The sequence below is a fragment of the Streptomyces sp. NPDC107581 genome, from assembly GCF_055657175.1.
Genome location: NZ_JBVKBH010000001.1, coordinates 434,635 through 452,868, shown reverse-complemented (window position 1 = coordinate 452,868; position 18,234 = coordinate 434,635). Strand labels below are relative to the sequence as shown.

The 18,234-nt window shown below is 70.7% G+C and carries 16 protein-coding genes; 8 read left to right on the top strand and 8 right to left on the bottom strand.

All coding sequences use genetic code 11. The features are described from left to right. Window positions 1-17: 17 nt before the first annotated feature. A complete protein-coding gene (locus tag ACZ7P3_RS02055) occupies window positions 18-1,037 on the bottom strand; it encodes a BRO-N domain-containing protein (RefSeq protein WP_472078428.1) in 1,020 nt (339 codons plus the stop codon). Between the two features lie 130 nt (window positions 1,038-1,167). Here ACZ7P3_RS02055 and murJ point away from each other — a divergent pair, with 130 nt between their 5' ends. Further along, a complete protein-coding gene (gene murJ, locus ACZ7P3_RS02050; protein ID WP_472078427.1) occupies window positions 1,168-2,847 on the top strand; it encodes a murein biosynthesis integral membrane protein MurJ in 1,680 nt (559 codons plus the stop codon). A 68-nt stretch (window positions 2,848-2,915) separates the two neighbouring features. On the opposite strand, the gene ACZ7P3_RS02045 is transcribed toward murJ, so the two are convergent. After that, complete coding sequence (locus ACZ7P3_RS02045) at window positions 2,916-3,818, bottom strand: D-alanyl-D-alanine carboxypeptidase family protein (protein ID WP_472078426.1); 903 nt, start codon at window positions 3,816-3,818, stop codon at window positions 2,916-2,918. A 189-nt stretch (window positions 3,819-4,007) separates the two neighbouring features. Between ACZ7P3_RS02045 and ACZ7P3_RS02040 the strand changes: the two genes are divergently transcribed. Together ACZ7P3_RS02040 and ACZ7P3_RS02035 are read left to right on the top strand one after the other, a co-directional pair. Beyond that, window positions 4,008-4,658, top strand: coding sequence for a GntR family transcriptional regulator (locus tag ACZ7P3_RS02040; RefSeq protein WP_472078425.1), 651 nt, complete (start codon window positions 4,008-4,010; stop codon window positions 4,656-4,658). Further along, entirely contained in the window at window positions 4,655-5,950 is a 1,296-nt protein-coding gene (locus ACZ7P3_RS02035) for an MFS transporter (RefSeq protein WP_472078424.1), read from the top strand. The genes ACZ7P3_RS02040 and ACZ7P3_RS02035 overlap by 4 nt, the downstream gene beginning before the upstream one ends. Window positions 5,951-6,262: 312 nt before the next feature. Here ACZ7P3_RS02035 and ACZ7P3_RS02030 read toward each other — a convergent pair whose 3' ends face one another. After that, window positions 6,263-7,087, bottom strand: a complete 825-nt coding sequence (locus tag ACZ7P3_RS02030; protein ID WP_472078423.1) for a maleylpyruvate isomerase family mycothiol-dependent enzyme — start codon at window positions 7,085-7,087, stop codon at window positions 6,263-6,265. 182 nt (window positions 7,088-7,269) lie between these two features. Here ACZ7P3_RS02030 and ACZ7P3_RS02025 point away from each other — a divergent pair, with 182 nt between their 5' ends. Next, window positions 7,270-8,064 (top strand): carbon-nitrogen family hydrolase, encoded by a 795-nt coding sequence (locus tag ACZ7P3_RS02025; protein ID WP_472078422.1) that lies wholly within the window; start codon window positions 7,270-7,272, stop codon window positions 8,062-8,064. Window positions 8,065-8,184: 120 nt separating this feature from the next. Here ACZ7P3_RS02025 and ACZ7P3_RS02020 read toward each other — a convergent pair whose 3' ends face one another. Together ACZ7P3_RS02020 and ACZ7P3_RS02015 are read right to left on the bottom strand one after the other, a co-directional pair. Continuing rightward, on the bottom strand, window positions 8,185-8,679 hold the full coding sequence (locus tag ACZ7P3_RS02020; RefSeq protein ID WP_472078421.1) for an LURP-one-related/scramblase family protein: 495 nt from the start codon (window positions 8,677-8,679) through the stop codon (window positions 8,185-8,187). Next, window positions 8,676-9,755 carry a GlxA family transcriptional regulator gene (locus tag ACZ7P3_RS02015; protein ID WP_472078420.1) on the bottom strand — a complete coding sequence of 360 codons (1,080 nt, stop codon included), beginning with the start codon at window positions 9,753-9,755 and terminating at the stop codon, window positions 8,676-8,678. Before ACZ7P3_RS02015 ends, ACZ7P3_RS02020 begins: the two co-directional genes overlap by 4 nt. Window positions 9,756-9,806: 51 nt before the next feature. Between ACZ7P3_RS02015 and ACZ7P3_RS02010 the strand changes: the two genes are divergently transcribed. Together ACZ7P3_RS02010 and ACZ7P3_RS02005 are read left to right on the top strand one after the other, a co-directional pair. Then, window positions 9,807-10,193, top strand: a complete 387-nt coding sequence (locus tag ACZ7P3_RS02010; protein WP_472078419.1) for a cupin domain-containing protein — start codon at window positions 9,807-9,809, stop codon at window positions 10,191-10,193. Window positions 10,194-10,340: 147 nt separating this feature from the next. Beyond that, window positions 10,341-11,201 carry a calcium-binding protein gene (locus tag ACZ7P3_RS02005; RefSeq protein ID WP_472078418.1) on the top strand — a complete coding sequence of 287 codons (861 nt, stop codon included), beginning with the start codon at window positions 10,341-10,343 and terminating at the stop codon, window positions 11,199-11,201. Window positions 11,202-11,351: 150 nt separating this feature from the next. On the opposite strand, the gene ACZ7P3_RS02000 is transcribed toward ACZ7P3_RS02005, so the two are convergent. Continuing rightward, window positions 11,352-12,194, bottom strand: a complete 843-nt coding sequence (locus ACZ7P3_RS02000) for a hypothetical protein (protein WP_472078417.1) — start codon at window positions 12,192-12,194, stop codon at window positions 11,352-11,354. A gap of 259 nt (window positions 12,195-12,453) precedes the next feature. Here ACZ7P3_RS02000 and ACZ7P3_RS01995 point away from each other — a divergent pair, with 259 nt between their 5' ends. Together ACZ7P3_RS01995 and ACZ7P3_RS01990 are read left to right on the top strand one after the other, a co-directional pair. Further along, on the top strand, window positions 12,454-14,019 hold the full coding sequence (locus ACZ7P3_RS01995; protein ID WP_472078416.1) for a recombinase family protein: 1,566 nt from the start codon (window positions 12,454-12,456) through the stop codon (window positions 14,017-14,019). Window positions 14,020-14,704: 685 nt separating this feature from the next. Continuing rightward, window positions 14,705-16,555 carry an NHL domain-containing thioredoxin family protein gene (locus tag ACZ7P3_RS01990; RefSeq protein WP_472078415.1) on the top strand — a complete coding sequence of 617 codons (1,851 nt, stop codon included), beginning with the start codon at window positions 14,705-14,707 and terminating at the stop codon, window positions 16,553-16,555. Between the two features lie 10 nt (window positions 16,556-16,565). On the opposite strand, the gene ACZ7P3_RS01985 is transcribed toward ACZ7P3_RS01990, so the two are convergent. Together ACZ7P3_RS01985 and ACZ7P3_RS01980 are read right to left on the bottom strand one after the other, a co-directional pair. Continuing rightward, window positions 16,566-16,817, bottom strand: a complete 252-nt coding sequence (locus tag ACZ7P3_RS01985) for a DUF6458 family protein (protein WP_472078414.1) — start codon at window positions 16,815-16,817, stop codon at window positions 16,566-16,568. Window positions 16,818-16,906: 89 nt separating this feature from the next. Beyond that, on the bottom strand, window positions 16,907-18,205 hold the full coding sequence (locus tag ACZ7P3_RS01980) for a M18 family aminopeptidase (RefSeq protein WP_472078413.1): 1,299 nt from the start codon (window positions 18,203-18,205) through the stop codon (window positions 16,907-16,909). Window positions 18,206-18,234 lie beyond the last annotated feature (29 nt).

Genomic DNA, 18,234 nt, shown 5'->3' with positions numbered 1-18,234 from the left:
CTTCCGGACCGGTCCTCTCAGGGCTGGTTGAGCACGTACACCGGTGCCCCGTCCTCCGCCCCGCCCCGCGAGCGGATGCAGGCGTGCTTGCGCAGCAGGCGGAGGCATTCGTTCACACGGCGCACCGGCAGACCCGTACGGGCCGCGATCGACTCCAGCGGCTCGCGCAGCTCACCCTTCTCGACGAGGACCGGCGCGATCACCACGGCCACCGTCCACACGTCCTCCGTCACGGACAGCCGCTGCCGCCAGGCGGCCAGCACGGACTCCGTGGTGGGCAGCACCGTGAGGTGGCCGCCGGGCGTCGGACGTCCGAGGACGAGGGCGTCGAGCCGGTCCGCGATGCGTTCCATCGCGCGGACCATGGCCTGCTGCGCGGTGAGCGTGGCTTCTTGCACGGTGAGCGAGGCCTGTTGCACGGTGAGGGAGGCCTGTTGCACGGCGAGCGTGGCCTGCTGCGTGGCGAGCATCTCCCGGTGCAGCGCGAGCGATTCGCGCTGACCGTTCGCCAGCTCCTCGTCCAGCCTGAGGTTGTGCGCCTCCAGCCGGACGATGGCCTCGGCGACCTGTTCCGGCATGGCGTAGGCGATGGGGGCACCCGGACCGGCGGGCTGCACCTCGGCCTCTTCGAGCGTGTAGGAACCCTCCCGCTGGACTGTCTCGATCACCTCGGCGACCCACTGTTTGAAGGGGGCGCAGGCGGGTTTGGTGCAGGCGCTGACGAGGAGGATGAGACCTTGGAGGGAGATGACATTCAGGTCTCGGCGCCACTCTCTACCTGGGGGAATGCTGAGACCGTAAGCTCCAGTTACTGTCTCGAGAATCTCTCGGTGGTCTTCGGGGACATGGTCGGCGAGTGCCTGCCTCGAGTTGCTGTGCCCCAGCTCCTTGCAGACATCCACCGCCGGGAACCAATGGGTCCCGTCCGGCATGGTCAGCCGTCGTACCCGTGCGCCGGTCGCCGCGTACACGAAGTCGCTGACGTCGATCGCCTCATGCTGCTCGCCCGCGTCGGGCCGCTTGCCCGGTTCGTTCATGTGAACCACCTCCTCCGCGGAACGTAGAGCGGAGAGTCGCGCATATGCCAACTGGCCCAGGAATGTTCACTATTGCGTGGGAAGATCGTCTATTTCGCTGGACTCAGATCAACTCCCTTATCTTGACGTCATGGTGACGGGGGAAAAGGGCAGGGCTCGGCATGCCAAGAGACGGACCGCGGCGGGCAGGGGCGGCCTCGCGCGGTCGTCGGTGATCATGGCCGGGGCCACCGTCGTGTCACGGGCGAGCGGGCTGATCCGGCAGGTGCTGCAGGCCGCCGCGCTCGGCAACAGCCTGGCGGCGACCACGTACAACACGGCGAACACCCTGCCGACCAGCCTCTACATCCTGCTGATCGGCGGCGCGCTGAACGCCGTGCTCGTCCCGCAGCTGGTGCGCGCCAGGGCCACGCATCCCGACGGCGGGCGGGCCTACGAGCAGCGGCTGGTGACCCTCGTCATCACGGTGCTGGCCGCCGGGACCGCACTCGCCGTCTGGGCGGCCCCGCAGATCGTGGGCATCTACATGAGGGACACGCCGGACAGCCACCAAGCCTTCCGGCTCACGGTCGTCTTCGCCAGGTTCCTGCTGCCGCAGATCTTCTTCTACGGCCTCTTCACCATCGTCGGCCAGGTCCTCAACGCCCGGGAGAAGTTCGGGGCGATGGCATGGACCCCGGTCCTCAACAACATCGTCCTCATCGGCATGTTCGGCGCCTACCTGGAGCTGATGACCGTCCCGCGGTCGGTCGCCGACGTCACCGCCGCCCAGGTCCGCTGGCTCGGCATCGGCACCACCGCCGGCATCGCCGTACAGGCCCTCGCGCTGATCCCCTTCGCCCGCGCCGCCGGATTCCGGTTCCGGCCCCGCTTCGACTGGCGTGGCACCGGGCTCGGTTCCGGCATCCACGCGGCGAAGTGGACACTGCTGTTCGTCCTGGCCAACCAGATCGCGCTGGCCGTGGTCACCCACTACGCCACCACGGCCGACCAGGCGCTGCCGGAGGCCGGCGTGGGCTACACGTCGTACAGCTACGCCCAGAACATCTGGACGCTGCCCCAGTCCGTCGTCACCGTCTCCCTGGTCACCGCTCTGCTGCCACGCATGAGCAAGGCCGCCGCGGTGGGCAGGATCGACGACCTGCGCGCCGATCTGTCCCGCACACTGCGGATCAGCGGGGTCGTCATCGTGCCCGCGGCGTTCCTGTTCACGGCGCTCGGCCCGCAGATCGCGACGCTGCTGTTCGCCCACGGCGCCGCCGACGCGGCTTCCGCCCAGCCTCTCGGCCACATGCTCCAGGCGTTCGGTCTCGGCCTGATCCCCTTCTCGGCCCAGTACCTGCTGCTGCGCGGCTTCTACGCCTTCGAGGACACCCGTACGCCGTTCTTCATGGCGGTGTGGATCGGGACCGTGAACATCGCGCTCGCCACCGCCTGCCACCTGCTGCTTCCCGTGCGCTGGGCGGTCACCGGCATGGCGGGCGCCTACACCCTCTCCTACCTCGCGGGTCTCCTCCTCACCGCCCGTCTGCTGGCCCGCAGGACCGGTGGACGCCTGGACGACGGCACCCTGCGCAGGACGTACGCCAAGCTGCTGGGCGCGGGTGCCGGGGGCGCGGCGGCGGGCTGGGCGGTGGCACGGGCCTGTGCGGCGGCCGTCGGCGACGGGGGCACGGCGTCGACCGCCCTCGCCACGGTGGCCGGTGTCCTCGCCCTGGCCCTGACGTTCCTCACGCTCGCCCGGCTCCTAGGCATCACCGAACTGCGCCCGCCTGCCCGGCCCCATACGGTTCATCGGAGTGGGCCGTGATCGGGGTGGGCAGCAGAACGGGCCCGCCGCGAGGTGCGACGGGCCCGTTCGGGTGTGCGGTGCGGCGGTCAGGCGCGCGCGAAGCTGTAGTTGAGGAGCTTCGTGGCGTCCGTGGCCCGCTGGGCGTACGTGCTGGAGGCCAGGACCGTGCCGATGACGGTCTTGCCGTTGCGGGTGGCGGCGAAGACGAGGCAGGCGCCGGCCTCGGGGCCGGAACCGGTCTTCACGCCGATGGCGCCGCTGTAGCTGCTGAGCAGCGTGTTGGTGTTCTCCCAGGTCTGCATGGTCCGGGAGCCGCCGGTCCTGGTGACCGTCTTCGCCGTGTACTTCTTGGTCTTGACGATCGTGCGGAACATCGAGTTCTTCATCGCGCTGCTGGCGATCTTCGTCAGGTCGCGCGGAGTCGAGTAGTTCTTGCCGTTGCCGATGCCGTCGAACGAATCGAAGTGCGTGTTGCTCAGGTGAAGGCTCTTGGCGGCCGCGTTCATCTTGCCGATGAAGCTCGCCACGCGCTTGGCGCGGGTGGAGCCGCTGCCGTACTTGTCGGCGAGCGCATAGGCGGCGTCGCAGCCCGACGGGAGCATCAGGCCGTACAGCAGCTGGCGGACCGTGACCTTGTCGCCGACGATCAGGTGGGCCTGGGAGGCGTTGTTCCTGACGACGTAGTCGCTGTACTCCTTCTGGATCGTCACCTTGGCGTCGAGGTTGAGGTTCGACTGGGCGAGCACGACCTTGGCGGTCATGATCTTGGTGGTGGAGCCGGTGGACCGCTGAGTGTCGGCGGCCTTGGTGTACAGCGTCTTGCCGTTCGCGTTGTTCATCACGTAGCCGCCCTTGGCCACGATCGAGGGCGTCGTGACGGCCTGTGCGGGCGCCGCGGTGAGGGCGCCGGTGGCGAGCAGCGCGCCGGAGGTGACGGCGACGGCGGTGGCTCGGCGGATGCGGCGGGTGCCCTTAATGCCGGTAATCAAAGTGAGATACCCCGATTGTGTTGAATGCCCCTACGGTGCGGCCGAGTTGAGGTGGCAAGAAAGTGGGGCCGCAGGTGTGTGACACGTAAGTAGCACAGAAGGTTGTGCAGCCGCTGGGGGAGATCTGCATCACGTCCGCATGCTGGACGAATCCCTCTCATGCGTACGTGTTGTATCTATGCTGTGGACATGGCCACGCCCACCAAGCAACCACCCGCCGCCGACCGCGTCTACGCCCACGTCAAACAGGGCGTCCTCGACCGCCGCTACGAGGGCGGGACCCTGCTCACCGAAGGCGAACTGGCCGAGGCCGTCGGCGTCTCGCGCACACCCGTACGGGAGGCGCTGCTGCGGCTGGAGGTGGAGGGCCTGATCAGGCTCTACCCGAAGAAGGGCGCCCTGGTCCTGCCGGTCTCCGCACAGGAGATCGCCGACGTGGTGGAGACCCGGCTGCTGGTGGAGGAGCACGCGGCCCGCAAGGCCGTACCCGCCCCGCCCGGGCTCCTGGAACGGCTGGCCGAGCTGCTGGAGCAGCAGAAGACGCAGGCCGCAGCGGGTGACCTGGCCGGCGCGGCGAAGACCGACCGCTGCTTCCACGCCGAGATCGTGCGCAGCGGCGGCAACGAGATCCTGTCCCGGCTCTACGACCAGCTGCGCGACCGTCAGCTGCGGATGGGCGTCGCCGTCATGCACTCGCACCCCGACCGGATCGCCAAGACGCTCGCCGAGCACGAGGAGATCCTGGAGGCCCTGCGCTCCGGGGACGCGGAGGCGGCCGTGGGGGTCGTGCACCGGCACGTGAGCTGGTTCTCGCACCTCGCGCGGGGGGAGGTGCGATGAGCAACGCCACCCTGCCGGGTGACCCTCCGGGCGGCCGTCGCGCCCTCGCGGTCTGGACCGTCGGCGTCTCGGTCTACTTCGTCGCCGTCATCTTCCGTACCTCCCTCGGCGTGGCCGGCCTGGACGCGGCCGACCGCTTCCACGTGGGCGCCTCCGCCCTCTCGACCTTCTCGATCCTGCAGCTGCTGGTCTACGCCGGCATGCAGATACCCGTCGGCCTGCTGGTGGACCGGCTCGGCACCAAGAAGGTGCTGGGCATCGGCGCGGTGCTGTTCACCGCGGGCCAGCTCGGCTTCGCCTTCTCGCCCTCCTACGGCACTGCGCTCGCCTCGCGCGCACTGCTCGGGTGCGGTGACGCGATGACCTTCATCAGCGTGCTGCGCCTCGGCACCCGCTGGTTCCCGGCCCGGCGCGGGCCGCTGGTCGCACAGCTCGCGGGCCTGGTCGGCATGGCGGGCAACCTGGTCTCCACCCTGGTCCTCGCCCGGCTGCTGCACGGCGTCGGCTGGACCCCGGCGTTCGCCGGCAGCGCGCTGGCCGGTGCGGTCGTCCTGGTGCTGACCCTGCTGTTCCTGAAGGACCACCCCGAAGGACACGAGCCCGACCCGTCCCCGCACCAGGGTGCGGCCTACGTCCGCCGGCAGATCGCCGCGGCCTGGCGGGAGCCCGGTACCCGGCTGGGCCTGTGGGTGCACTTCACGACCCAGTTCCCGGCGATGGTGTTCCTGCTGCTGTGGGGGCTGCCGTTCCTGGTCCAGGCGCAGGGGCTGTCCCGCACCACGGCCGGTGAACTGCTGACGCTCGTCGTCCTGTCCAACATGGTGATCGGACTGGTCTACGGCCAGATCGTCGCCCGGCACCATGCGGCCCGGCTGCCGCTGGCCCTCGGCACGGTCGCGGCCACGGCGTCCCTGTGGGCGCTCACCCTCGCCTGGCCCGGCGAGCACGCCCCCATGCGGCTGCTGGTCGCCCTCTGCGCGGTCCTCGGCGCGTGCGGTCCGGCCTCGATGCTGGGCTTCGACTTCGCCCGCCCGGCCAACCCGCCCGAGCGACAGGGCACCGCGTCCGGTATCACCAACATGGGTGGTTTCATCGCCTCGATGACGACGCTGTTCGCGATCGGGGTCCTGCTGGACGCCACCGGTGACGACTACGCGGTGGCCTTCTCGGCCGTGTTCGTCCTCCAGGCGCTGGGGGTGAGCCAGATCCTGCGGTTGCGGGGGCGGGCGGCCCGGAGGGAGCGGGAGCGGTTGGTGGCGAGCCGGGTGGAGGCGGTGCACGTACCGGTGTGAGCCGGGTGCCCCCACCCGCGCCCGCACGTCTGCGGTCCGCGCCCGCACGTCTGCGGTCCGCCGGGAGGCTGAGCGACCTGCGGCAACCCGCCCCGGCCGCAGCCGATGTCCGGCACGCTGCCGGGACGCGTCGCCGCCGGGCGCCGGACCAGCGCGGCCGCGAAGGCCTTGCGGAGGGGGCGGTGGACGGCGAGCCGGGTGAGCCGGGGCGGAACGTCGTCGGGGTGCGAAGCCGCCGGGGTGCCGTTCATGGCGTGCACGCCGGCGACGGGAGGGAACCGGCGACACCGGAGGATCCGACCGCGGGCGGTCCTACGGCGTCACCGTGAAGTTGCGCAGGATCGCCGCCGTCAGATCCGGGTCGCCCTCCGTCTTGATGCGGTCCGCCACCGCCTCCGGGGTCACCCGGCCGCAGGCCAGGCGGACATAGGTCTCCCAGTCGAGGGTGAGGGTGGCGGCGGGGCCCAGGGCGGGGGCGGATTCCAGGGTGCCGCGGCCCTGGATGTCGACACGGATGGTGCGCAGGAACTCCACGGGGCCGTGCACGTCGAAGACGACGGCGGAACTGCGCGGCGCGTCCGCGTTCTTGGCGACGACCTTGGGCAGCGCCTCCAGGAGGACGTCGCGGACGATGAGCGCGCCGGGCGAGTCGAGGTTGCCGGGGTGGCCGAGGGCCGTGCGCAGGTCCTGCTCGTGCACCCAGACGTCGAAGGCCCTCGTCCGCATGGCCTGTTCGAGGGTGATGTCCTTGCCCAGTGCGCCGCGCACCGTGGTGCCGGGCTCGCGGGACTCGTTGCGCAGCTGGCGGTTGCGGCGGATGACCGTGTACTCCAGCTCCGACGTCATCTCGGGTGCCGTGTGGTGGCGGCGGACGTCGACCTGCATCTCCATGTACCGCTGGTGCTCGTTGGTGACGTGGAAGAGGTCGCGGGGCAGCGTGTGGATGGGGCGCGGATCGCCGAGCATCTCGCAGTCCAGGCCGATCACGTGCGAGACCACGTCACGGACCGACCAGCCCGGACAGGGGGTCCGCCGGTTCCACTCGCCCTCCACGAGCGAGCCCACCAGCTCGGATATCGCTTCGATGGAATGGGTCCAGGCGTCGGCGTAGGGCTGGAGGGTGGGATGCAGACTCACGGAACGGGGCCCCTTGGCGGTCGGTACACGGGCAGGTTGTGGCGGCTTTGCCAGCGGGAGGTGGCTGCACTCGGCGGGTGTCTTGAGACGCTAAGTTACGCTGCTCTGAGGCACCCCGGCAGTGCTTTCGTGTGACGATCGTAGGCCCGTGTGGACGACTCGAATGCCAGGACGGTGGTAGTGTGCGCGCCTCGCTGATCCAGATTGCCGTGGACGAGGGCGAATCGGTGGCCGCCCGGCGGCGGCGGGTGGCCGCGCTGGTACGGGAGCAGTCCGGGGCCGACCTCGTGGTCCTGCCCGAGCTGTGGACCACCGGCGCCTTCGCCTACGAGGAGTTCGGCCCGGAGGCCGAGCCGCTCGAAGGGCCGACGTACGAGGCGATGGCCAAGGCGGCGAGCGACGCGGACGTGTGGCTGCACGCCGGCTCCATCCCGGAACGGGACCCCGACGGTCCCCTCTACAACACCTCTCTCGTCTTCTCCCCCTCCGGTGATCTGGCCGCGGCCTACCGCAAGATCCATCGCTTCGGTTTCGACCAGGGCGAAGCCGTGCTGATGGGCGCCGGGCGGGACCTGATGACGGTCCGGCTGCCCGGGACCACCCTCGGCGTGGCCACCTGCTACGACCTCCGTTTCCCCGAACTCTTCCGCGGACTCGTCGACGCCGGCGCCGAGACCCTGGTGATCCCGGCGGGCTGGCCCGAGCGGCGGCGCGCGCACTGGACGCTGCTGGCCCAGGCGCGGGCGGTGGAGAACCAGGCGTTCGTGCTCGCCTGTGGAACGGCCGGGACGCATGCCGGAGTTCCGCAGGCGGGTCACTCGATCGTGGTGGATCCGTGGGGCGAGGTGCTGGCCGAGGCGGGCGCCGCCGAGGAGGTCCTCACGGTCGACTTCGACCCGGCGAAGGTGGCGGCCACCCGCGAACAGTTCCCGGCCCTGAAGGACCGCATGCTGGGCCTGGAGCCGCCGCGCCGCTGAAAGCCGCAGCACTGCCGAGTGGCACCGCGCCGCTGAGTGCCGCCGCGCCGTTGAAAGCCGCAGCACTGCTGAGTGCCGCCGCGCCGCTGAAAGGCGCCCTCAGCCGTCCTCCGGTGGTCCTCAGTCGTCCTCCCGTTCCTTCTGGGCCAGGTGGATGACGCACACCGCGACGGCGATCAGCAGCGCCGGGTCGGCGTCCTCGCGCACGATGTCGACGCCGTACGTGTCCCGCAGGTGCAGCCAGCGGCGGGAGATCACCGCGAGGAGCTCGCCGTCGTACTCGATGGCGAACTCGTGGTCGAGGATCCTGCCGCTGACGTCCAGTTCGCTGCCGTCCGCCAGCGCGACCCGGTAGTGGTTGCGCAGCAGGGACAGCCGTTTGCGCCTGATGGTGGCCAGGCCCTCGCCGTCCCGTTCGATCACCATCGTGTCGCGCAGGGCGAGCATCTTCTGGTGGATGTCGACCAGGACACGCCCCTGGGCGTCCTTCAGCTCGAAGGTGTCCCGCAGCCGCATGGCCTTGCCGTCGACGAGGAACACCTTCCGGCCGTGCTCGTCCTCGATCCAGTAGTCGTCACCGATGCCGAGGAGCCGGTCGCGTACGAGGAGTCTCATGCGCTTACCGTTCCCCGGCGCGGCGAAATCATCACGGATCCGGAAGGAACGGCGGGAACGGCGCAGGAGGGAACGGAGCCGGAGGGAACGGCGGGCTGCGGTCCGAAGCGTTTGCGGTAGTCCGACGGGCTCAGCCCCGTCTCGCGACGCAGCCGCGCCCGCAGGTTGGCCGCCGTACCCAGGCCGCTGCGGTCCGCCACGACCTCCAGGCGCTCCTCGCCCCGCTCGATCAGCCGGCAGGCCAGCGCGACCCGCTCCCCGGTGAGCCAGGCCAGCGGGGTCGTGCCGAGCTGCGCGCGGAAACGGCGGTGCAGGGTGGCGGGGGAGACGGCCGCGCGGGCGGCCAGGTCCGCCACCGTCAGCGGCTCGTCCAGCCGTTCCTGGGCCCAGGCCAGCAGCGGGCCCAGCGACTCGTCGGGGACCGCGGGCACCGGGCGCTCCACGAACTGCCGTTGGCCGCCGTCGCGGTGGGCGGCGAAGACGAGGCGCCGGGAGACCGCGTTGGCGATCTCGGCCCCGTGGTCCCGGCGCCAGATGTGCAGCCCCAGGTCGAGCGCCGCCGCGCTGCCGGCGGCGGTCAGGACGTCGCCCTCGTCCACGTAGAGCACGTCCGGCTCCAGCCGCACCCCCGGATGGAGCGTCCGGAAGGAGTCGGCCCACAGCCAGTGGGTGGTGGCCCGTCTGCCGTCGAGCAGCCCCGCCTCGGCGAGCGCGAAGCTGCCGGTGCAGAAGCTCACGATCCGCGCGCCCCGCGCGTGCGCGCGCCGGATCGCGTCCAGGACATCGGGCCCGCGCGGTACGACGTTGTCCGGGCGGCCGGGTACGACCAGGGTGTCCGCCTCGTCCGCCGCCTCCAGGCCGGGCACCGCGGTCAGCGTGAAGAAGCCGTGGTTCATCCGCACGTCGGGCGTCGGTGCGCACAGGGTGACCTCGTACAGGGGTTGGGGTAGGTCCAGTTCGGGGCGGGGCAGGCCGAACAGTTCGGTGGCGACACCGACCTCGAACGGGTTCGTACCGCCGTCGACGATCACGGCGACCCGGTGGGGCCGAACCGGTTGAGAGGATTCTTGCGCCATATGCGATTTCTAGCACTCGTGGGCCCGTCCCGCACCCGTGACGATGAACGCATGGAACCGATCTCCCTGGAGGCGGCCCTCGCCTCCTTCACCGAGCAGTGGAGCCCGCGCATCGTCACCACGGTCAACGACTACGACGTACGCGTGGCGAAGATCGAGGGCGAGCACGTCTGGCACGTGCACGATCACACCGACGAGTTCTTCCTGGTCCTGGGCGGCGAACTGCACATCGCCCTCAGGGAGCCGGCCGGCGAGCGTACGGTCGTCCTCCCCGAGGGCTCGGTGTTCACCGTCCCGCGCGGCACCGAACACCGGCCCTACGCGCCCGTGCCCACCCGCATCCTGCTCCTCGAACCCACCGGCACCCTCACGGTGGGCGACCGGCACGACGAGGTGCCCGGGCACGTGGACGTGACGACCGGACACGCCCTCGGCTGACCGGACCCCGGATTCCACCGGGACAAAAGGTGTCCCGCAGCTGAACTTCCCGTGTCGGCAGGGAAGTTGACCAACCAAACGAGCGAGCTCCGAGTCGGATCCTGTGTCAGGCGTTCCGCGCCGCACGTCCCTCTCGGAGGTTTCGCCATGCTCTCCCGCCCCGCACGCCGTCGGGTGATACGCGCCGTCCCGGCGGCGACGCTGCTGCTCGCCACGGCCGTCGCCGCACCGCTCACCCTGGCCGGCTCCGCCGCCGCGGCGACGGCGCCGGCCACCGCCGCGGTCAACCAGTACGACTGGCAGCTCACCTACAAGGCCGCCGCCGGCCAGACCAACAAGGCGACCGTCACCGCGTCGCTCACCGCGGACCGCGCGGGCATCACCTACGTGATCGACGACACCGTCCCGATCAGCGCGGGTCACGACTGCGCCCACCCCGTCGGCACGGACCGCACGAAGGTCTCCTGCACGGTCACCCTCGTGGACAGCCAGGACCCCTACGCGGCCCTGGTCATGGACCTCGGGGACCGCAACGACACGCTGGCGTACAAGAACGCCACCGACCAGGTGTACTCCTACGCCCAGATCTCGCTGGGTGCCGGCAACGACAGGGCGACCGACTCCGGCCGCCTCGACGGCGCCTACGTCTCGGGCGATGCCGGCAACGACACCCTCACCGTGGGCGCGGAGGGCCTGGCCTGGGGCGGGGACGGCAACGACACGGTCAACGCGAGCGGCGGTGACAACATCGTGCAGGGCGGCAAGGGCGACGACACGCTGCACGGCGGTGCCGGGGCCCAGTACCTGTCCGGCGACGACGGCAAGGACGTGATCACCGGCGGATCCGGCGCCGACACCCTGTACGGCGGCAAGGGTGACGACGTCCTGTACGGCAACAGCGGCGACGACCGGCTGTACGGCAACAGCGGGAACGACCGGCTGTACGGCGGCGCGGGCAGGGACACGCTCTCCGGCGGCCCCGGCAGGAACGTGGTCCACCAGGACTGACGGCAGACGCCGCACCCGCTGACGGTCGGCGCCGGGCCCGCTGTCGGCAGGCGCCAGACCTGCTGACGGCCGGCGCCGCACCCGCTGTCGGCCGGCGCCGGGCCCGTTGTCGGCGCCGGGTGGCACCTTCCTGAGCTGCTGGGCTTTCCGTCAGCCGCGGACCTGGTGCTCCACGCGGTGGCGGATGTACTCGTCCGGATGCGATCGGGCGATCACCACAGCCTCCTCCACTAGGTCGTGCAGCTCAGGCGGGTACGTCGACTTCCGGAGCGGCAGTCCGGGGAGAATGCAGCGCCGGACGTCGAGGTGCTGGTTGCTCACGAACTCTCGGAGCGCGGCCTCGTTCCACTCGCCCGCGATGACGGACCTGTCGTCGGTCCCTGCCCGGCTTTCGTTGTCCGAGTCCTCCGCCCTGACCCTGGGGAGCCGAAGCGGCAGCGCCGACCAGTACCAGGCCCGAGCGGCGCCTGCCCGTTCCTGGTCGGTGCCCGTCCGCAGACGGTCGAGCAGCGCGGAGCGGACGCGCCGGTATCCGAAGGCGTTCAGGGCCGGCTCGACGAAGTGGCGGTTGAAGCTCGGGTCCGGGTCATGGACCGCGGCGTTCATGAGGACGTCGAAGGACGCCCGGGACAGCACCAACTCCTGGTGGCACGCCTGCCGCAGGGCGGCGCGCACCTCGTGTCCCCACTGCCGTTCGTCACCTGCGTCCGGCTCTGGGTCGACATCGAGCCCCAGAACCCGGACCACGTCGGCCAGGCACTTCAGGAACGGCTGCCTCCCGTCCTCCGTGGGCCCCGGCAGTGCCATGAACACCTGCCCGGCACCTGCCGCACCCTCCGCACCGAACGCGCCGTCCGCACCGAACGCCCCGTCCGCGCCGACCGTGCCCTCCGCGCCGACCGTGCCCTCCGCGCCGACCGTGCCCTCCGCACCGACCGCATCCTCCGCACCGACCGCGCCCTCCGCAGCCGTCCCGCTTCCGTCAACAGCCAACTGTCCCTCCTCCGTCCCAGGTCATGGAATGTCTTTCGCACAGGAGTGCCGCAGGCCTCCCCGGCCGAGGATGGCACCCTTGACCCATGAACGCCGCCACTCCCGCCCCGCGTCGCGTACGTGTCCGCGAGCCGGCAAGGGCGGATGGACCAACACCGGCTGCAGGGACATGAGGCTCGCCGACCTCCGCGGGCGCGTGGTGATCCTCGATTTCTGGATTTCCTGAACCAATGTGCGCACTTCTCACTAGCGTGGGGACGTGCACCAACACACCACCGCTGACCTGTACTTGCGCCTGTCCCTTGACCGGGAGGGCAAGACCGCGATCGACCGCCAGGAAGCCGACTGCCGGGCGTGGGCGGAGCGCAACGGACTGACCGTCCGCAAGGTCCACATCGACCGTGGACGTTCCGGCTACAAGAGCGTCAGCCGCAAGGGGTTCGACGCGGCGATCACAGCCGTCACGGCCGGAGTCGTGGGCGTTCTGGTCGTCTGGAAGCTCGACCGTCTGTCCCGCAAGGGCATCGGAGAGGTCGGCAAAGCGCTGGACGGCATAGGCCGGGTCGGCGGACGGCTGGTCTCCGTCATGGACGGGCTCGACACGAGGAACGACAGCGCCCGCGTCACCATCGCGATGCTGGCGGAACTCGCGCGCAATGAGTCGCGCAATCTCGGGATGCGTGTCGGCAGCGCAAAGAGATACCTGCGGCAGCGGGGGCAATGGATCGGTGGGCAGCCGCCCTACGGGCTCCTGGTGGACCCGGAGACGAAGAAGCTCGTGCACGACCCCGAGACATCCGTCTACGCCCGCCTGATTGCCGATGAAGCGCTTTCCGGGAAGGCCCTCGTCCACATCGCCCGACTGCTGAACGAGCACGGTGTGGAGTCGGCCCGCGGAGGCGAGTGGAACTCGTCCAGCGTCATGCAGCTCCTTCGCTCACCGGCCTTCGCCGGGCTCATGCCGCAGACCGCGTACGAGGAGCAGGCGGACGGGACACGCAGGTACATGAACCGGGTTTCTCCCTACCGGGATCCGGAGACGCTCGAAACCGTGAGTATCGGTGAGGGGATCATCACGGTCGGGGAGCGTGAGCTCATCCTCCGCCAGCTCGAAGCGCGGACGTTTCCACTGGCGGGAAAGCGGCACGGCCACAAGCAGGGCAAGTCACTGCTCACTGGCACAGCGCGCTGCGGCCTCTGCGGGGCTCGGATGAGCAAGGCCGGCACGTCGTACCAGTGCTCCAGCCACCGGATGGGGCGAGGATGCTCCGGCGTCTCGGCTCGGGTGGAGAGCGTCGACGACTACGTGACCCAGGCATTCCTCTCACGCCTGCCGTCCCTGGAGCCCCAGGACCCGCTGCTGGCCGCAATTGCCGATCGCTGGGCGAAGAGGCAGGACCCGGAGGTGTTCGCTAAGCGAGATGCCATCGAGGCGGAGATCGAGGACGAGGAGGCCCGCCTGGCGGACCTGGAGGAGGCCAGGTACGTCCGTGGCGAGTTCACCGGCGCAGACGCGATCGACCGGTACAACCGGCTCGCCGGACGACTTCGTACCCGGATCGAGGGGCTGCGCGCGGATCTACTGCGGATGCCGACCCCTTCCGTGGACATCTCTCCGCTCCTGGATGCGGGCCTCCTACGTGAAGCTTGGGAAGTCGATGATGCGGCCGGAAGGCGCGAACGCCTTGGCCTTGCAATCGATCGCGTGGAAGTCCAGCGAGGCAGGGTGGGCGTGCGGTTCAACGGTGACGAGCGCTGCCGGATCGTCTGGGCGACCAGAGACGAGGCTGGGGCGGAGTCAACGGGTGACGAAGTGACGGAATGACGGTCGAAGCCCATTACCTCTTTAAGAGATGTTCTGTGTCTCTATGGATGGAATAGAACAAAACGTCATTCCGTCATTCCGTCACTTCGTCACTGGGGCCATCGGAGGGCCGGCGCGAAGTTGCGCTGTGGTCACCATCCCGACCCCGGCCCCAGCTCGGAACATGCACGCTGGGTGCGACGCCGTTTTTCGGGCCTATCATCGCCCTGACCAGCGGATATCGACCGCCGCAGGCGCGAGAGCGACAGAGTTAACGCCCTGCAAAGCCCGCCGAACGCCCCATGATGCCGCCCGGAGGGCAGGGCAACACCACGAGCCTCCGCACTCGTCACCCCTGATCGGGACGGCGAGTTCGGAGGCTCTCGTCCCTTCACCGGCACTCCAACCGCCTTGTCTGAAGGCTCTCTTGCGCGGCTCAGCTGCAGGGGTGAGGCTCGTGCACGCTGATCACCTATGCGCAACCCCCGGTAGAGCTGCCGCTGCGAACGGACCCGGATCCCGTACCGGCGGTCGGCTGCGGAGTCTGCACCGCCCTGGCCACGCAGCGTCGAGAGGCCTGCCTCGAAGGCGACGGCTCCGTGGTCAGCGACTGCAACGCGGAGCTCCGGAACCACCCGCACCCTGGGGAGTCGAAGTGAGCGTGAAAGCCGATCTGATGTTCATGGGTCAATGGCAAGCTCGAAATATGAACGATGCTGCCCCGGCGCCCACCCCCGCGCCCGCACCCCGCAAGCGTGCCCGCGTCCGTGCCCCCGAGCTGGTCGGCAAGGGTGGCTGGCTCAACACCGGCGGGAAGGACCTGAAGCTCGCCGACTTCCGAGGTCGCACATTGATCCTCGATTTCTGGACCTTCTGCTGCATCAACTGTCTCCACGTCCTGGACGAGCTGCGCGAGCTGGAGGAGAAGCACCGGGACACGGTGGTGGTCGTCGGGGTGCACTCGCCGAAGTTCGTGCACGAGGCCGAGCACCGGGCGGTCGTGGACGCCGTGGAGCGGTACGGCGTGGCGCACCCCGTGCTGGACGACCCGGAGCTGGCGACCTGGAAGCAGTACGCGGTCCGGGCCTGGCCGACCCTCGTCGTCATCGACCCCGAGGGGTACGTGGTCGCCCAGCACGCCGGCGAGGGCCATGTGCACGCCATCGAGCGGCTGGTCGAGGAGCTGGAGGCCGAGCATGCGGCGAAGGGCACCCTGCGCCGCGGCGACGGTCCGTACGTGCCGCCGGAGCCCGAGCCGACGGTGCTGCGCTTCCCCGGCAAGGCGCTGCTGCTGCCCGGCGGGACGTTCCTGGTCAGCGACACCACCCGGCACCGGCTGGTGGAGCTGGCCGAGGACGCCGAGACCGTCGTACGGTGCATCGGCAGCGGCAGGCGCGGGTTCGCCGACGGCGGCCCCGAGGAGGCTTCCTTCAGCGAGCCGCAGGGCCTCGCGCTGTCCGAGGACGGCACGGCGGTGATCGTCGCCGACACCGTCAACCACGCCCTGCGCCGCCTGGATCTCGCCACCGGCGAGGTGACCACCCTGGCCGGCACCGGCAGACAGTGGTGGCAGGGTTCCCCGGCCTCCGGTCCGGCCCGCGAGGTGGACCTCTCCTCACCGTGGGACGTGGCCTTCTTCGGCGGCAGGGTGTGGATCGCCATGGCCGGTGTCCACCAGCTGTGGACGTACGACCCCGCCACCGGGACCGTCGCCGTGGCGGCCGGCACCACCAACGAGGGACTGGTGGACGGCCCCGCGCAGGAGGCCTGGTTCGCCCAGCCCTCCGGGCTCGCGGCCACCGCCGACCGGCTCTGGCTCGCCGACTCCGAGACCTCCGCGCTGCGCTGGGTGGATCTGGACGGACACGTCCGTACCGCCGTCGGCACCGGCCTGTTCGACTTCGGTCACCGGGACGGGGAGGCCGGACAGGCCCTGTTCCAGCACCCGCTGGGCGTCACCGCGCTGCCCGACGGTTCGGTCGCGGTCGCCGACACCTACAACCACGCCCTGCGCCGCTACGACCCCGCCACCGGCGAGGTCAGCACCCTCGCCACCGATCTGCGCGAGCCCGGCGACGCCGTCCTCGCCGGGGACGAGATCGTGGTCGTGGAGTCGGCGCGGCACCGTCTGACCCGGCTGCGGCTGCCCGAGGAGGCGGTCCGCGTGGAGCCGGTCGCCCACCGCACCCGGCGTGCGGCGACCGAGGTGGCCCCCGGCCGGCTCCGCCTGGACGTGGTCTTCCAGGCCCCCTCGGGCCAGAAGCTGGACACGCGGTACGGCCCCTCGACCCGGCTGCTGGTCTCCTCGACCCCGCCCGGGCTGCTGCTCAAGGGCGAGGGCGCGGACACGGACCTCGCCCGCGAGCTGGAGCTGGACCCGTCCGTGACCGAGGGCGTGCTGCACGTCTCGGCGATGGCGGCCTCCTGCGACGACGACCCCGCCAACGCGTACCCGGCCTGTCACGTCCACCAGCAGGACTGGGGCGTGCCGGTCCGTCTCACCGAGGGCGGGACGGACCGGCTGCTGCTGGTTCTGGCCGGAATGGACGAGCGGTGACCGGGGAGTGTCAGACGCCGTAGCCGTCGGTGTAGCCGTCGCCGTGGTGATGGTGGTGGCGTTCCTCCTCGACCACCGGTGACGGCGGGACCACGACCCGCCGGCGTCGTGCGATGCCGGTGAACGTGGCGGTGCCGATGAGGCCGACGGCCATCAGGATCAGGCCGACGACGTGGAGGTCGACCCCCTGCATGTGCCAGTCGGTCGCGAACGTGAGGATGGCTCCCACAGCGATCAGGATGATGCACCCGCCGAGGCCCATGAGCCCTCGCCTCCCCTTCCGGTCCGGAGTCTGCCGAGCCGTCCGGGTACCCGGCGCCGTGCCGGGCATGCCGCCGCGGTGCGCCGGCGTCAGCCCTCCAGGAACGCCGTCAGCGCGTTGGCCAGCAGGAACGGGTCGTCGGCGCCGCACAGTTCGCGCACGCTGTGCATCGACAGGATCGCCACGCCGATGTCCACGGTGCGGATGCCGTGCCGGGCCGCGGTGATCGGGCCGATGGTGGTGCCGCAGGGCATGGAGTTGTTGGAGACGAAGGACTGGAAGGGGACGCCGGCCTTCTCGCAGGCGGCGGCGAACACCGCGCGGCCCGAACCGTCCGTGGCGTAGCGGTTGTTGACGTTGACCTTGAGGATCGGGCCGCCGTTGACGCGCGGGTGGTGGGTCGGGTCGTGCCGCTCCGCGTAGTTGGGGTGGACGGCGTGGCCCGTGTCGGAGGAGAGGCAGACCGTGCCGGCGAAGGCGCGGGCCCGGTCCTCGAACGACCCTCCGCGCGCGAACACCGAGCGTTCCAGGACCGTGCCGAGCAGCGGGCCGTCCGCGCCGGTGTCCGACTGCGAGCCGTTCTCCTCGTGGTCGAAGGCGGCCAGTACGGGGATGTGGGTGAGCGCGGCGCCGGAGGTCGCGGCGGCGGCGAGGGCGGCGGCGCCGGCGTGCACCGACAGCAGGTTGTCCATCCGGGGCCCGGCGACCAGTTCCCGGTCCCGGCCGAGGTACGCGGGCGGCTCCACCGGGTGCGTCATCAGGTCCCAGCCGGTCACCGAGCCCGCCGGGAGATTCGCCTCGGCTTCCAGGAACGCGATCAGGTCGCCGTCGCGCAGGTCGTCGGCGAGGCCCCACACCGGCTGCAGATGGCGCTGCTTGTCGAGCTTGAGGCCCTCCGAGGACACCGAACGGTCCAGGTGGATGGCGAGTTGGGGCACCCGCAGCAGCGGCCGGTCCACGTCGACGAGGACCGAGGAGCCGTCGCGCAGGGTCAGCCGGCCGGCCAGGCCCAGGTCGCGGTCGAGCCAGGAGTTCAGCAGCGGGCCGCCGTAGATCTCCACCGCGACCTGCCGCCAGCCGTGTGCGCCGGTGTCCGGCTGCGGCTTGACGCGCAGGTTGGGCGAGTCGGTGTGCGCGCCGACGATGCGGAAGGGGGTGTGGGCCGTGGCCCCCTCGGGGACGTACCAGGCCACGATCGCGCCGCCGCGCAGCACGTACCGGCCGCCGCTCGTGCCGTCCCAGGCGTCCGTCTCGGCGACCTGCCTGAAGCCTGCCTTCTCCAGCCGCTCGGCGGTGTTCGCCACGGCGTGGTACGGCGACGGGCTCGCCGCCAGGAAGGACATCAGGTCGTCGGTGTGGCCGCGGTCGAAGCGGGCTGGTGCGCTCATGGGGCTTACCTTAACGACGTGCGTGGGCC